The sequence below is a fragment of the Streptomyces sp. NPDC001732 genome, from assembly GCF_053596315.1.
In genome coordinates, this window is sequence record NZ_JBSFFY010000002.1 from 444,115 (window position 1) to 459,179 (window position 15,065).

At 71.2% G+C, this 15,065-nt stretch carries 14 protein-coding genes; 7 read left to right on the plus strand and 7 right to left on the minus strand.

What is annotated here, in order from left to right; all coding sequences use genetic code 11:
- Positions 1-4: 4 nt before the first annotated feature.
- Positions 5-1,198, plus strand: a complete 1,194-nt coding sequence (locus tag ACWCXX_RS04820; protein WP_451124264.1) for a glutathionylspermidine synthase family protein — start codon at positions 5-7, stop codon at positions 1,196-1,198.
- A gap of 41 nt (positions 1,199-1,239) precedes the next feature.
- Here the strand turns inward: ACWCXX_RS04820 and ACWCXX_RS04825 are convergent, their stop codons facing one another.
- Positions 1,240-2,004 carry an SMI1/KNR4 family protein gene (locus ACWCXX_RS04825; RefSeq protein WP_451124266.1) on the minus strand — a complete coding sequence of 255 codons (765 nt, stop codon included), beginning with the start codon at positions 2,002-2,004 and terminating at the stop codon, positions 1,240-1,242.
- A gap of 186 nt (positions 2,005-2,190) precedes the next feature.
- Positions 2,191-3,396, minus strand: a complete 1,206-nt coding sequence (gene rocD / locus ACWCXX_RS04830; RefSeq protein WP_451124268.1) for an ornithine--oxo-acid transaminase — start codon at positions 3,394-3,396, stop codon at positions 2,191-2,193.
- A 238-nt stretch (positions 3,397-3,634) separates the two neighbouring features.
- Here rocD and trpS point away from each other — a divergent pair, with 238 nt between their 5' ends.
- Positions 3,635-4,648, plus strand: a complete 1,014-nt coding sequence (gene trpS / locus ACWCXX_RS04835) for a tryptophan--tRNA ligase (RefSeq protein ID WP_451124270.1) — start codon at positions 3,635-3,637, stop codon at positions 4,646-4,648.
- A 111-nt stretch (positions 4,649-4,759) separates the two neighbouring features.
- Positions 4,760-5,350, plus strand: a complete 591-nt coding sequence (locus ACWCXX_RS04840; protein ID WP_451124272.1) for a 2'-5' RNA ligase family protein — start codon at positions 4,760-4,762, stop codon at positions 5,348-5,350.
- A 64-nt stretch (positions 5,351-5,414) separates the two neighbouring features.
- Here the strand turns inward: ACWCXX_RS04840 and ACWCXX_RS04845 are convergent, their stop codons facing one another.
- Positions 5,415-6,332 carry an SDR family NAD(P)-dependent oxidoreductase gene (locus ACWCXX_RS04845; RefSeq protein ID WP_451124274.1) on the minus strand — a complete coding sequence of 306 codons (918 nt, stop codon included), beginning with the start codon at positions 6,330-6,332 and terminating at the stop codon, positions 5,415-5,417.
- 54 nt (positions 6,333-6,386) lie between these two features.
- Entirely contained in the window at positions 6,387-7,754 is a 1,368-nt protein-coding gene (locus ACWCXX_RS04850; protein ID WP_451124276.1) for an FAD-binding protein, read from the minus strand.
- A gap of 142 nt (positions 7,755-7,896) precedes the next feature.
- Between ACWCXX_RS04850 and ACWCXX_RS04855 the strand changes: the two genes are divergently transcribed.
- Entirely contained in the window at positions 7,897-8,835 is a 939-nt protein-coding gene (locus tag ACWCXX_RS04855; RefSeq protein WP_451124278.1) for a YihY/virulence factor BrkB family protein, read from the plus strand.
- On the opposite strand, the gene ACWCXX_RS04860 is transcribed toward ACWCXX_RS04855, so the two are convergent.
- The gene (locus ACWCXX_RS04860) at positions 8,783-10,036 is read right to left on the minus strand and encodes a D-alanyl-D-alanine carboxypeptidase family protein (protein ID WP_451124280.1); all 1,254 of its coding nucleotides are present in this window, start codon (positions 10,034-10,036) and stop codon (positions 8,783-8,785) included. The genes ACWCXX_RS04855 and ACWCXX_RS04860 overlap by 53 nt on opposite strands.
- Before the next feature lie 121 nt (positions 10,037-10,157).
- Here ACWCXX_RS04860 and ACWCXX_RS04865 point away from each other — a divergent pair, with 121 nt between their 5' ends.
- The 3 genes from ACWCXX_RS04865 (at position 10,158) to ACWCXX_RS04875 (ending at position 13,601) form a co-directional block, all read left to right on the plus strand.
- Positions 10,158-10,403, plus strand: a complete 246-nt coding sequence (locus tag ACWCXX_RS04865; RefSeq protein WP_451124282.1) for an SCO4848 family membrane protein — start codon at positions 10,158-10,160, stop codon at positions 10,401-10,403.
- Positions 10,404-10,456: 53 nt separating this feature from the next.
- Positions 10,457-11,836: a metallophosphoesterase gene (locus ACWCXX_RS04870; protein ID WP_451124384.1), complete on the plus strand. Its 1,380-nt coding sequence runs from the start codon at positions 10,457-10,459 to the stop codon at positions 11,834-11,836.
- 208 nt (positions 11,837-12,044) lie between these two features.
- Positions 12,045-13,601, plus strand: coding sequence for an ABC transporter substrate-binding protein (locus ACWCXX_RS04875; RefSeq protein ID WP_451124386.1), 1,557 nt, complete (start codon positions 12,045-12,047; stop codon positions 13,599-13,601).
- Between the two features lie 99 nt (positions 13,602-13,700).
- Here ACWCXX_RS04875 and ACWCXX_RS04880 read toward each other — a convergent pair whose 3' ends face one another.
- Together ACWCXX_RS04880 and ACWCXX_RS04885 are read right to left on the minus strand one after the other, a co-directional pair.
- A complete protein-coding gene (locus tag ACWCXX_RS04880) occupies positions 13,701-14,414 on the minus strand; it encodes a TetR family transcriptional regulator (protein WP_451124284.1) in 714 nt (237 codons plus the stop codon).
- Between the two features lie 55 nt (positions 14,415-14,469).
- A complete protein-coding gene (locus tag ACWCXX_RS04885) occupies positions 14,470-14,967 on the minus strand; it encodes a hypothetical protein (RefSeq protein WP_451124286.1) in 498 nt (165 codons plus the stop codon).
- Positions 14,968-15,065: the final 98 nt, after the last annotated feature.

Sequence of the window (15,065 nt, forward strand, 5' to 3'; positions counted from 1 at the left end):
CGGCATGGAGCGCCGCACCACGCAGCCGCGTCCCGACTGGCAGCGGACGGTGGAGGAGCAGGGGATCGTCTTCCCGCTCACCCGCCACCCGGACGGATCCCTGCGCCCGTACTGGGACGAGAGCGCCTACTACGTCTTCTCCCTGCCCGAGGTCGAGGCGCTGGAGGACGTGGTCGAGGAACTGCACACGATGTGCCTGGCCGCGGCCGCGCACATCGTGGAGCGGGACCGGTTCGCCGAACTCGGCATCACCGACCGCAGGTTGGCCGACCTGATCACCCAGTCCTGGCAGCGCAGGGACGAACTCCCGTCCCTGTACGGCAGGTTCGACCTGCGTTACGACGGCACCGGCCCGGCGAAGATGCTGGAGTACAACGCGGACACCCCCACCTCCCTGGTGGAGGCCGCGAGCGCCCAGTGGTTCTGGATGGAGGACCGCTTCCCCGGCGCCGACCAGTGGAACTCGCTGCACGAACGGCTCGTCGACGCGTGGCGGCGACAGGCCCCCCTGCTGCCGCCGGGGCCGCTGCACTTCGCGCACTCCGACGGGGACGAACTGGGCGAGGACCTGATGACGGTCGCGTATCTGCGGGAGACCGCAGAGCAGGCCGGCATCGAGACGGAGGCCCTCTCCGTCGAACGGATCGGCTGGGACCGGCTGAGCGGGCGGTTCGTCGACGAGCGGCTCCGGTTCATCCGCAGCTGCTTCAAGCTGTACCCGTGGGAGTGGCTGGCCACCGACCGGTTCGGCCCGCACGTGCTGGACACCCTCGACAACGGCGGCGGCAGCGGCACCACCTGCTGGATCGAGCCCGCCTGGAAGATGCTGCTGTCCAACAAGGCCCTGCTGGCGATCCTCTGGGAGCTCCACCCGGGCCACCCGAACCTGCTCGCGTCCTACCTCGACGGCCCCCGCGACCTGGCGGCGGGCACGGGCGACGGCCCCGGCTACGTCGCCAAGCCGCTGCTCGGCCGGGAGGGGGCCGGGGTCACGATCCACGGACCGGGCAGCCCCGCGGTGCTGCGCGACGAGCCGTGCTGCTACCAGGAACTCGCGCTGCTGCCGGACTTCGACGGCAACCGCGTGGTGCTGGGGGCGTGGGTCGTCGAGGACGAGGCGGCCGGGCTGGGCATCCGCGAATCCGCCGGACCGGTCACGGACGAATACGCCCGCTTCCTGCCGCACGTCATCCTCTGAGGACCGTCCCAATGGGGCGGCGGCGGGGACCCGTCGTCCCGTCAGGCTCCGGCCGCGTGCAGCCAGCCGATCAGGTCGTCCGTCGTGGGTTCGCCCGCCGCCGCGACGTCCGCGCAGACCGCGCCCAGTCCGAGCCGGTGGACAGAGGTGCGGTCGCGGCCGTGGCGGCGCATGAAGAACCCGTCGCCCCCGCCGTCGTCGCCGATCAGCACCCAGTGGGGTGCGTACCGGGCCACTTCGAAGGTCTCGTTGCGCTCCGCGATGGTGTGCGGGCCGTAGACGTGGATCCCGTTGTCGAGCAGCACGCCCGGCGTCGAGCGCCACAGCCGGGCGATCGTGGGATTGGGGCCGTCCCGCAGCCCGCGCAGCCGTGCGGCCCGGACGGCCAGGAACCCGGCGAAGGACTCCGCCACCGGGTACTCCTCCCCGTCGGTGCCGTCCCGGCACACCACCGGGTACTCCCCGGCCCCGGCCTCCCCGCTCCGGTCGAGGACGAAGGAGTAACCGTCACCGCAGTCGGGCTCGACGGCGAAGCACAGCCGGGCGCCGCTCAGCCGCCATGCGGCGGTGATGGCCTCGTACATGTCGTCGTCGTCGGCCCCGGCGGGATCGACCGTCGCGATCTGTGCGCCGTCGGCCCGCCCGTGGCCGAACTCGGCCAGCCACCACCGGTACGAGGGCGGCAGCGGGCCGACGCGCGCCTCGGCCTCCCGGATCGCCGCCTCCGGTACGGCGGGGGCCGACCCGCGGCCGAACCCCGGTGACTCCTCGACGAGGTCCCGCAGTTGCGTCAGGTCAGGTCTCACGGCGCAGAGTCTGCCAGGCCGTGCCACCCGGGCGTGCCGCAGGAGAACACACCACCGGGGCACGGCGCCCGACCGCCGCCGGGGCCCGGCGCCGTGCCCGCCCGACCCGACCCGACGCGCCGGACGCGCCGGACGTGCCGACCGCATCCGGCGGCGTCCCCGGCCGCGACGGCGCCGGTTCCGGGGTCAGTGGCGCAGGACGCCGCGCAGCTGCTCCAGCCCCCAGTCCAGGTCCTCCTTGCTGATCACCAGCGGCGGCGCGATCCGGATCGTCGAGCCGTGGGTGTCCTTGACCAGCACCCCGCGGTCCATCAGCTTCTCGGAGATCTCCCGGCCCGTGCCGAGGGCCGGGGCGATGTCCACGCCCGCCCACAGCCCGCGGCCCCGTACCGCCTCCACCGCGCCGCCGCCCACCAGCAGCCCCAGCTCCTGGTGCAGGTGCTCGCCCAGCTCGGCCGCCCGCTGCTGGAACTCGCCGGTGCGGAGCATCGCGATGACCTCCAGCGCGACGGCGCAGGCGAGCGGATTGCCGCCGAACGTCGAACCGTGCTCGCCGGGGCGGTACACCCCCAGCACCGCCTGGGACGAGACCACCGCCGACACCGGCACCACACCGCCGCCCAGCGCCTTGCCGAGCACATACATGTCCGGCACGACGCCCTCGTGCTCGCACGCGAAGGTCTTCCCGGTCCGGCCCAGCCCCGACTGGATCTCGTCCGCGATGAACAGCACGTCGCGCTCGCGCGTGAGCTCGCGCACCCCGGGGAGGTAGCCCGGCGGCGGCACCAGCACCCCGGCCTCGCCCTGGATCGGCTCCATGAGCACCGCGACGGTGTTCTCCGTCATCGCCTCCCGGAGCGCGGTGAGGTCCCCGTACGGCACGATCTCGAACCCCGGCGTGTACGGGCCGAAGTCCTCCCGCGCCTCCGGGTCCGTGGAGAAGCTGACGATCGTCGTCGTACGGCCGTGGAAGTTGTTCGCGGCGACGATGATCTTCGCCATGCCGTCCGGGACGCCCTTCACCCGGTAACCCCACTTGCGGGCCGTCTTCACGGCGGTCTCCACGGCCTCCGCCCCGGTGTTCATCGGGAGCACCGACTCCATGCCGCACAACTCGGCGAGCTGCGTGCAGAAGTCGGCGAACCGGTCGTGGTGGAAGGCGCGGGAGGTGAGGGTCACCCGGTCCAGCTGCGCCCTGGCCGCGTCGAGCAGACGCTGGTTGCCGTGACCGAAGTTGAGCGCCGAGTAGCCGGCGAGCATGTCGAGGTAGCGGCGGCCCTCGACATCGGTCATCCAGGCCCCGTTCGCCGTGGCGATCACGACGGGCAGCGGATGGTAGTTGTGCGCGCTGTGCGCCTCGGCGGAGGCGATGGCGGTTTCCGTGGTCGACACGGGATCTCCGTTCGTCGTGGGCGGGGGCGGGGTGGTGCCCACTTTGTATCGTCGGTCGGATCAGCGCCGAGGAAACCTCCGATTCCCGGCGTGCCCGGTGGCCGGGCACCGGCGCCCGCGACCGTCCCCAGGGGCTCTACCGTGATCCTCGTCTCATTCGCGGCGGCGCGCGCCCCCGGCCGGGAGCCTTCCGTACCGGCTGCCGGAGATCGGTCCCGTACCTGAGACAATGAGTCCCATGGCCTCTGAACGCCCCCGCGTGCTTTCCGGAATCCAGCCCACCGCAGGCTCGTTCCACCTCGGCAACTACCTCGGTGCGGTCCGCCAGTGGGTGGCGCTGCAGGAAACCCACGACGCCTTCTACATGGTCGTGGACCTGCACGCGATCACCATTCCGCAGGACCCCGCGGAGCTGCGCGCGAACACCCGGCTCGCCGTCGCCCAGCTGCTCGCCGCCGGTCTCGACCCCGAGCGCTGCACGCTCTTCGTCCAGAGCCACGTCCCCGAGCACACCCAGCTCGGCTGGGTCATGAACTGCCTCGCCGGCTTCGGCGAGGCGTCGCGCATGACGCAGTTCAAGGACAAGTCCGCCAAGCAGGGCGCCGACCGCACCACCGTCGGTCTCTTCACGTACCCGATGCTGATGGTCGCCGACATCCTGCTGTACCAGGCCGACCAGGTCCCGGTCGGCGAGGACCAGCGCCAGCACCTGGAGCTGACCCGCAACCTCGCCGAGCGGTTCAACGGCACCTACGGCGATACCTTCACCGTGCCGGACCCGTACATCCTCAAGGAGACGGCGAAGATCTACGACCTCCAGGACCCGTCGGCCAAGATGAGCAAGTCGGCGGCCACCCCGAAGGGCCTGATCAACCTTCTCGACGAACCGAAGGCCACCGCCAAGAAGGTGAAGAGCGCGGTCACCGACACCGACACGGTCATCCGCTTCGACCGGGCGGAGAAGCCCGGCGTCAGCAATCTGCTGAGCATCTACTCGACACTCACGGGCACCGGTATCGCGGATCTGGAGCAGAAGTACGAAGGCAAGGGCTACGGTGCGCTCAAGACCGACCTCGCCGAGGTCATGGTCGAGTTCGTCACACCGTTCCGGACCCGCACCCAGGAATATCTGGACGACCCGGAGACACTGGACTCGATCCTGGCCAAGGGTGCGGAGAAGGCACGTTCCGTCGCGGCCGAGACCCTGGCCCGTACGTACGACCGAATGGGCTTCCTGCCTGCGAAGCACTGAGTCCAAGGACCCTGGCGGTTTCGGGGCCCGAGGCGGCACACTGGCGACGGAAGCCGACCAGGTGGATGGCCGAAAACAGGTCATCGACCATCGAGGATTGAGGAGAACGACGTGGGGACCGTAACGCTCGGCGTTTCGATCGCGGTCCCGGAGCCCTACGGCAGCCTGCTCCAGAAGCGGCGCGCGAGCTTCGGGGATCCTGCCGCGTACGGCATTCCCACCCACGTCACCCTGCTTCCGCCGACCGAGGCCGACGCGGCCGCCCTGCCCGCGATCGAGGCGCACCTCGCCGAGATCGCGGCGGGCGGCCGTCCCTTCCCGATGCGGCTGTCCGGCACGGGGACCTTCCGGCCGCTCTCGCCGGTCGTCTTCGTGCAGGTCGTCGAGGGCGCCTCGGCCTGCTCCTGGCTCCAGAAGCGGGTCCGGGACGGCTCGGGGCCGCTGGTCCGCGAGCTCCAGTTCCCGTACCACCCGCACGTGACCGTGGCGCACGACATCGCCGAGGAGGCGATGGACCGGGCGTACGAGGAGCTCTCCGACTACGAGGCGGCCTGGACCTGCGGTTCCTTCGCCCTGTACGAGCAGGGCTCGGACAGCGTCTGGCGCAAGATCAACGAGTTCCCGTTCGGTGCGGGGGGCGGCACGCCGGCCGTGCCCGCGCAGGGCGGTTCGTCCGTGGACGAACCCTCCCTGCAGACCTGATCACCTCCCGCCGCCCGTCCCCTTCGCCGCTCTCACCGCTCCCGTTTCTTCCGGCCCGGTCGGCTCAGAGCGGCAGCCGCCGGAACAGCGGGCGCGGTACGTGGCGCAGCGCCGACATCACCGCGCGGAGCGACCCGGGCACCCAGACCGTCTCCGAACGCCGTCGCAGCCCCGCCACGACGGCCTCCGCGACCGCGTCCGGGGTCGTGGTGAGGGACGACGCCTCCAGGGGCGCCGAGGCGAACCGGGCGGCGGCGAGCCGGGCCGCCTCGACCCGGGGCGCACCGATCCACGGCGTACCACCGGCCCGCGTCCCGGCCCGGCTACCGCTTCCCGCCGCACCGGTCCGGGACGGCGCGGGTACGGACGGAGCGGGCACGGCCGCCCCTGCCCTTTCCTTCGCCCCCCGCCGTACGAGCCCGGGGCGTACGACCATCACGTGCACCCCCGTGCCGTGCAGCGCGTCGCCCAGCCCCTGTGCGAACGTGTCCAGGCCCGCCTTGCTGGACCCGTAGATGAAGTCGGCGCGGCGGACGCGTTCGCCCGCCACCGAGGACAGCACCACCAGCGAGCCGTGCCCCTGCGCCTGGAGCGCTCCGGCGCACACCAGCCCGGCGGATACGGCCCCGGTGTAGTTGGTCTGGGCGACCCGGACCGCGAGGAGCGGTTCCTCCTCGTCGCGTTCCTGGTCGCCCGCGATCCCGAAGGCGAGCAGCACCATGTCGATGTCGCCCTCGGCGAAGACCTTGCCGAGCACCGCCTCGTGGGACTCGGTGTCGAGGGCGTCGAAGTCGACCGTGCGGACGTCGGCGCCGCGGGCGCGCAGTTCGGCGGCGGCCGCGTCGAGGGCGGGGGAGGGGCGCCCGGCCAGCCGGACCGTGCGGGTCCGCAGCGCGATCAGCCGCCGTGCGGTGGCCAGGGCGATCTCCGACGTGCCGCCGAGTACGAGCAGGGACTGCGGGGCTCCGAAGGCGTCCTTCACGGAAACGCTCCTTGCAGACAGAGGGATGACCAGGGGGGCGGAACGCGGTGCCGGTCAGAGCGACAGCCGGCGCGACAGGTCCGAGCGGAACGCCCCGTACGGGTCCAACTCGGCACGCAGCGACCGGAATTCGTTCAGCTTCGGATACATCGCGGCCAGCAGCTCGGGCCGCAGCCGGGAGTCCTTCGCCAGGCAGACCCGGCCGCCGGCCGCCGCCACCTCCTCGTCCAGCGAGTCCAGGAACCTGGCCAGTCCGGGCAGGGCGGCGGGCAGGTCCAGGGCGAGCGTCCAGCCGGGCACGGGGAACGACAGCCAGCCCGGGTCGCCCGCGCCGAACCGCTTCAGCACGGCGTGCGACGACGGGCAGCGCCGCAGGGAGATCCGGCGCACGATCCGCCGCAGCGTCTCCTCCTGCCCGAGCCCGACGACGAACCGGTACCGCACCGACCCGGCGCGCCCCCGGGGCCCGTTCCGGTGCGGCGGCCCGTCCAGGAGGCGGAAGAACGCGGCGGGCCGCTGGAGTTCGCCGATCCGGTACCTGGGCGCACCGCGGTACCGGAGCTCGCCGAGGAGGGCGGCACAGGCGCCGCCGGGCAGCGCCTCCGGCACGAGGGCGGAGACGGGCGGCAGTTTTCCCGGGCGCAGCGCGAACGGGGTGCGCCGGGCACGCGCCGGCCGCTCGTACCGGGGTGCGTGTCCGTCCCCGGGTACGTGCTCGCCCCGGGTGAGCACGGCGCGCCCCGTCGCCCGGCCGCGGGCGAAGAGGTCGATCCGGGCGGCCGAGTAGCGGTAGCGGTGGTCCCCGGCGGAGAGCCGGTCCAGCAGGTCGTCCAGGTCGACGGCGCGTTCGGTGTCGACCGACAGCCACGAGCCGGTGACGCGGTGGCAGCGGAGCGTCGCCGAGAGGATCACGCCCGTCAGCCCCAGGCCGCCCGCGGTCGCGTGGAAGAGCACGGTGCCGGGGCGGACCGTGTGGATCTCGCCGTCGGCGGTCAGCAGTTCCAGCTCCTGGACGTGGCGCGAGAAGGAGCCGGAGTGGTGCTGGTCGTGGCCGTGCGCGTCGGTGCCGATCGCGCCGCCCACGGTGACGTACCGGTTCGGGGGCGGGGTGGGGACGGACCAGCCGAGCGGGCGCAGGACCTGCGCCAGCCGGTGCAGGCCGACCCCGGCGTCGCAGGCCACCAGCCCGGACGTGGCGTCGACGGTGCGGATCCGGTCGAGCGCGGTCATGTCGAGGACGGACCCGCCCGCGTTCTGCGCCGCGTCGCCGTGGGCCCCGCCGAGACCCCGGGCGATGGAGCCACGGGGCCCGCAGCCGCGTACCGTCGCCGCCGCCTCCTCGTACGTACGGGGGCGGAACCGCAGAGCGGTCGTCGGGGCGGTACGGCCCCAGCCGGTCAGGGACACCGTGTCGACAGACATGACGGTGACCGTAGCGCCAGAGAAAACCCTTTTGGGGGATTTATTGCAGTGCTCACCGTTATGGGTGATTGAAGGTGTGTCAGCCCGTATGCCGACGGGGCCGGTTATGGTTCCCGGCGCCCGGACGGGTAAGCCGTACGTCATGGACTGGCTGAAAAACCTTCCCGTCATCGGGCCGATCGTCTCCCGGCTGATGGTCACCCACGCCTGGCGCTCCTACGAGACGCTGGAACGCGTCCACTGGACCAGGCTCGCCGCCGCGATCACCTTCACCAGCTTCCTGGCACTTTTCCCGCTGATCGCGGTCGGCGCGGCGATCGGCGCCGCGCTGCTCTCCGACGAGCAGTTGCGCCGGATCGAGGACAAGCTCGCCGAGCAGGTGCCGGGCATCTCCGACCAGCTCGGCATCGAGGGGCTGGTGGCCCACGCGGGCACGGTGGGGGCGGTGGCCGGTGCGCTGCTGCTCCTCACCGGGATCGGCTGGCTCGGCTCGATGCGCGACTGTCTGCGCGCCGTCTGGGGCCGGGACGACGTGGACCTGGGCAACCCGATCGTCCGCAAGCTCAAGGACGCCGGGCTGCTGCTGGGGCTCGGCGGCGCGGTGCTCGTGACCCTCGCGGTCTCCTCGGCCGGCTCCGTCGCGGTCGGCTGGACCGCCGGTCTGCTGGGCATCTCGGACCGGGGCGCGGGCGGTGTGGTGCTCCAGGTGGCCGCCATGGCCGTGGGGGCGCTCGGCGGCTTCCTGCTGCTGCTCTACCTGCTGACCCTGCTGCCCGGCGCGGAACCGCCGCGGCGCCGCCTGCTGGTCGCGTCCGCGATCGGCGCGATCGGCTTCGAGCTGCTCAAGCTGCTGCTCGGCAGTTACATGAAGGGCGTGGCGTCCAAGAGCATGTACGGCGCCTTCGGGGTGCCCGTGGCCCTGCTGCTCTGGATCAACTTCACGGCGAAGCTGCTGCTGTTCTGCGCCGCCTGGACGGCGACGCAGAACACCGAGGGCACCGAGGGCGCCGAGAAGGAGTCCGGGACCGTCAGCGACGGGGAAGGCGACGGACCAGGTCCGGCAGCGGCCAGCGCCGGTTGACCAGGAAGACCCCACCGGCCAGCAGCGCCAGGACGCCGCCGACGATGCCCAGCGCGATGCCGACCCCACCGCTGCCCTCGTCGGCGGCAGCGGCCTTCCCGCTGTTCTCGGGGCCGTGCTCGCCCTTGCCCTCGTCCTTGCCCTGTGCGGCCGGGGCACCCTTGCCCGAGCCGTTGTCGGCGGACCTCGGGGGCACCAGCTCGCCGACCGGGGTCACCTTGCCGCTCGCCCGGAAGCCCCAGTCCAGCAGGCTCGCGGCCTCCTTGTAGACGGCGTGGGCCTCCTCGGACGACGGGTTCATGACGGTGACGAGCAGCACCTTGCCGTCGCGTTCGGCGACACCGGTGAAGGTGTTTCCGGCGTGGGAGGTGTAGCCGTTCTTGACGCCCGCGATGCCCTTGTACGGCTCGACGCCGTCCGCGCCGGTCAGCAGCCGGTTGGTGTTCTGGATCCCGAAGCTCTCCCGCTTCCCGCCCTTCTTCGCGCCGGGGAACTCCGCCTCGGCCGTCGAGCAGTACTCCCGGAAGTCCGCCTTCTGCAGCCCGCTGCGGGCGAACAGCGTCAGGTCGTACGCGCTGGAGACCTGGTCGGGCGCGTCGTACCCGTCGGGCGAGACCACCTTCGTGTCGAGCGCCTGCAACTCCTCGGCGTGCGCCTGCATGGCCTCGACGGTCTTGGGCACGCCGCCGTACATCGCGGACAGCACGTGCACCGCGTCGTTGCCCGAACGCAGGAACACCCCGAGCCACAGGTCGTGGACCGTGTAGCTGAGGTCCTCCTTGATGCCGACCAGGCTGCTGCCCTCGCCGAGATCGGCGAGATCCTCGTCCCGGACGGTGTACTCCCGGGTCGTCGGCTGGAGCGCGGGCATCACGGTGTCCGCGAAGAGCATCTTCAGGGTGGAGGCGGGGGGCAGCCGCCAGTGCGCGTTGTGCGAGGCGAGGACCTCGCCGTTCTCCGCGTCCGCAACGATCCACGACCTGCCCGTGAGGTCCTTCGGCAGCACCGGGACCCCCGGCTTCAGCCTGACCTGCGTACCGCTCCTCCCCAGCAGTTCGCCACCGACCCGGGACATGCCTGCGGGCGGCTTCGGCCGGTCGTCGGAGGTGTCCTTGCCCACCGCCGATGCCGGCGTGACGACAAAACTGGACAGCAAGGCAGCTGAGATGACCGTCAGGGCGGTCTTTTTGAGAGCAGGCACGGTCGGAAACGTACAGGCAGAAGATATGAGAATGGGTGCGGATGGCTTGACCCGCCGTATGAGCCGCCGGGACAGCCCACCCCGGGCGCCCCTGCGGGAACGCGGCGGAGATACTGAGTCCATGAAGCTCAGCCGCCCCGTCTCCTGGTTCCTGCTCGCATTCGGGGTGTGGAGCTGGTTCATCTGGGTCACTTTCGTCAAGAACCTGTGGAAGGACGGCAGTGGACTCGCCTTCGACGACGCGGGTGACCCGACTGCGTACTTCTGGGTGCATCTGCTGCTCGCCATCACGTCCTTTCTCCTGGGGACGGCCATTGGTGTGATCGGGTTCCGTGGTGTCAGGGCCCTGCGCCGCGAGCGCACATAACGAGCCGTGGGCCGGTGGGGAGCAAGCTGGTGACGGTGGCCGGTTTCGTGGTGATGGTGGTCGTGGTGCTCGCGCTGTTCGGCGGCGTGCACCGCTACCTGTGGTGCCGGTTCGTCCGTGACACGACGACCCGGGGCGGCGCCCTGCGCAGGGCAGGCACCGTGGCCGCGTTCGTCCTGCCGCTGCTGAGCCTCGGCGCCCTGGTGTCCGGCCGCGCGGGGGCGCCCTTCCCGCTCCAGCAGGCGCTGGCCTGGCCCGGCTACCTCTGGCTGGCCGCGGTGCTGTACCTGACGCTGGCCCTGCTGGTGGGGGAGGCGGTACGGCCGGTCCTGCGCCGAGTGCTCGCGAAGCGGGCGGACCGGGCGGCGGACCGGTCGAGCAGTGCGAACGAAACATCAGCAACTGGTGCGAGTGGGGCAAATCGTCCCGACCGTTCCTCGACCACGGAGACGCCGGAGCCGACCGGGTCGGCCGGGACGACCGAGGCGACCGGGACGACCGGCGAGCCCGGCTCCCTCGCCACAGCCACAGCCACAGCCACGGTCCCCGAGGACTCCGCCGCCACCGACACCTCCGAGGGCCCTCTCGCCCCGGGGCGCCCGGCCGACCCCACGCGCCGTCTGTTCGTCTCCCGGGTCGTGGGCGGTGCCGCCGCCGTCGCGGGGCTCGGGACGGTCGGCCTGGGCACCCACGGGGTGCTGCGCGGGCCGAGGGTCAAGCGGGTCACCGTCCCGCTCGCCAAACTGCCCCGCTCCGCGCACGGCTTCCGGATCGCCGTCGTCAGCGACATCCACCTCGGCCCGATCCTCGGCCGTGCCCACACCCGACGGATCGTCGACACGATCAACCGGACCGGGCCGGACCTGATCGCCGTCGTGGGGGACCTCGTCGACGGAACCGTCGCCGACCTCGGCCCGGCGGCGGAACCGCTCGCCGGACTGCGCGCCCGGCACGGCAGCTTCTTCGTCACCGGAAACCACGAGTACTACTCCGGTGCGGCCCAATGGGTGGACCAGGTGAGGGAATTGGGCCTTCACCCGCTGGAGAACGCCCGGGTGGAGATCGACGGATTCGACCTCGCGGGCGTCAACGACATCGCCGGGGAGAGCGAGGGGCAGGGCCCCGACTTCGCCCGCGCGCTCGGCGACCGGGACCGTGCCCGCGCCGCCGTCCTCCTCGCCCACCAGCCCGTCGTCATCCACGACGCCGTCGCCCACGGCGTGGACCTCCAGCTCTCCGGCCACACCCACGGCGGTCAGCTCTGGCCGGGCAATTTCATCGCCGACCTGGCCAATCCCACCGTCGCCGGACTCGACCGGTACGGCGACACCCAGCTCTACGTCTCGCGCGGCGCGGGCGCCTGGGGGCCGCCCGTACGGGTCGGCGCGCCCTCCGACATCACCGTCGTGGAACTCGCCTCGCTACGGGCGTGACCCGGGCGTTCACAGGAATGCGCCTCGGCCGGTGACAGGTTCCGGCCCTTTGGGTGCATCCGAGGTTTCAAGTGCCCAACAAAAGGCTATGAGTGTCGGTTCTGCTCTTCCAGATGTGAATATCGTGTGATTGGCTGAGCGAGAGCATGCGGTGATGTGCGTATCTGAGCACAACATCGAGGTGGGGTTGATAAGGGAGAGCACGGCAATGCGGTCGATCCGGCTACGGATTCTTGCGATCATCGGGGTTCTGGTCGTCGTAGGGATCGGCGCCTGGCAGTTGCTCCCCTCGGACGAGGTGGACAAGAAGCCGATCGCGGTCGGCACCACGGACGCGGTCACCTCGCTCGACCCGGCCGGCGCGTACGACGCGGGTTCCTGGGCGATCTACAGCAACCTCTACCAGTCCCTCCTGACGTTCAAGGCCGGGGCGACCGTCCCCGAGCCCGACGCCGCCGAGAGCTGCGGGTTCATCGGCCAGAAGCTCCAGACGTACCAGTGCAAGCTCCGTGACGACCTGTCCTTCTCCAACGGCCGGACGATCACCGCCGCCGACGTCAAGTACTCCATCGAGCGCATGCTCAGGATCAAGACGGACGTCGGCCCGTGGGTGCTGTTCCCGAGCCTGAAGAACGTGGTGACCGAGGGCCGCACCATCACGTTCAACCTCTCCGCGCGTGACGCGACCTTCCCGCAGAAGCTCGCCACGGGAGCCGGTTCGATCGTCGACCGCGAGTCGTACCCGGCGGACAAGCTGAGGAAGGGGAACACGGTCGACGGATCGGGGCCGTTCGTCCTGAAGTCGTACCGTCCGGGCGTCCTCGCCGAGCTGGTCCCCAACCCCCGGTACAAGGGTGCGGTGCAGAAGACCGGCGTCCCGGTCAACCTGCACTACTACAAGCAGTCGAGCGACCTCCGGGACGCCTGGGAGGCCAAGAAGCTCGACGTCACGCACCGCGAGCTGCCGCCGGCCGTGCTCGCCGAGCTGAACCCCGGCGACCCCGACATGCGCGTCACCGAGGCCGAAAGCGCCGAGATCCGCAACCTCGTCTTCAACACCCGTCCCGGTTCCCCGCTGGCCGACAAGAGGGTCCGGCAGGCCATCGCCTGGCTCGTCGACCGCGGGCCGCTGGTGAGCAACGTCTACAAGAGCACGGTCGAACCGCTCTACTCGCTGATCCCGCAGGGGTACATCGGACACAGCACGCCGTTCTTCGACGCCTATCCGACGCCCGACCCCGAGCGGGCCAGGAAGCTGCTGAAGGAAGCCGGCGTGCAGACGCCGGTGCACATCGACTTCGGCTACCGCGGCGGCGACGAGACGTACGCGGAGGAGACCAAGGAACTCCGCCGCCAGCTGGAGAAGGACGGGCTGTTCAAGATCGAGGTCCACGCCGTCGAGTGGACGAAGTTCCAGAAGGAGTACGCGGTCGGCAAGTACGACGCGTTCACGGTCGGCTGGTTCCCCGACTACCCGGACCCCGACACCTTCAGCCAGCCGCTGGTCGGCCGCAACAACGCCCTCCACAACGGCTACTCCAGCAAGAAGGTGAACAGCCTGATCGGCTCCACGCAGCAGTACAGCGACCGGGGCCGCACCACGGACGACTTCAAGTCCCTCCAGGCACAGGTCGGCGAGGACGTGCCGCTGGTCCCGCTGTGGCAGAAGAAGGACTACGTCGTCAGCACGACCGAGGTCTCCGGCTCGCAGTACCTCTCGGACGGCACCGGCCTCTGGCGGCTCTGGGAACTGAAGCGGATCTGACGGGCCTGCGGAGGGCCGACCCGCAGGACGGACGACGAGGGGCGGTACGCCCGGCAACGCGCCGGCGCACCGCCCCCCGGTCCGTTCGCGGGAGGGCCCTCAGGGTTTCTTCGGCTTCGCCGCGCCGGGCAGGAACTCCTCCAGCACGTCGTGCACCTGCCGCACCAGCGGGCGCAGCACCCGGAACCGGGAGAGCGCGACGAGACGGGCGCCGATCGGGGTGCAGCGCTCGACCAGACGGCGGCTGCGCTCGGCGCGCTCGGTCCGGTCGTACACCCAGTACAGCACCAGGCCCATCTGGGACAGCCACATCAACTGCGGCAGATATGCGTCCAGTTCGGGATCGGTCTTGGTGTCGGAGCCGGCCAGGCACCGCCGGTGGATGGCGATCGCCGCCTCGCGCGCCGCGACGGACTGGGCCGAGAACGGACTGAGCGGGCTTTCCGGGTCGGCGGCGTTCTTGAAGAACTGGGCCGCGAAGCGGTGGTACGGCTCCGCCACGTCCAGCCAGGCGAGAAGGACCCCGCGCATGCGAGCCGCGAGGTCCCTCTCCTCGTCCAGGACCTTCTGCACGGCCGCCGCGTGCTCGGCGGCCAGCCGGTCGTAGAAACCCTGGACGAGATGTTCCTTGCTCGTGAAGTAGTAGTAGGCGTTCCCCACGGAGACGCCGGCCTCCTGGGCGATGGCCCGCATCGTCGTCCTGTCGTAGCCGCGTTCCTGGAAGAGCCGGAGCGCGGTTTCGAGAATGAGGGTGCGGGTCTGCTCGCTCTTGGAGGCCTTGACTTCCTTCACGTCCTTCGCTTCCTTCACCACGGTCCCGAGGGTATCGGCCCGGGGAGGGGTGCGGGACGAGACGTCCGGCGTACCGTCAGACGCTCATGGCGCGGGCCGTGTTGAGCTGGGCCATCACCATGGGGAAGGTGTCCGGGGAGACCGCCGGGATCATCGTCGAGTGGTGCCGTCCGCCACTGGTCACCGAGACCTGGACGAAGCCGGCCGTCTGCTTCTCCTTCATCAGGAGGAACAGCAGACCGACCAGGCAGAACACCGCGAAGACCACCGCGAGCACGATCGCCACCGTCGGGATCTTCTCCTCGGTGCGCGACAGGTCCGTGGCCGTCCACACCGCGCCCTTGAGGGGCATCGGACCGGCCGGCGTCACGATCTGGTCGTTCATGACGGCGATGTCGCCGAACGTCAGGACCGGCATGCCCGCGCCGGGCTGCGCACCCGGCTGCTGCGGATGGCCGTACGCCGGGGCGCCGGAGGCCCCCTGGTCGTCCGCGGCAGTGGGCGGAGTGCCCGGCTGCTGGGGAGTCGGCCCCCACTTGTACGATTCGTCCGCGTACGGATTCGGATCGCTCAACGTTCCCCGCTCTCGGTCGGTCCTGCGCGTCCCGGGGCCCTGCCGCGCCGGGGCGGTGAACCGGTGCCCGGTTCCGCACGACCGTACCGTCAAGTCCC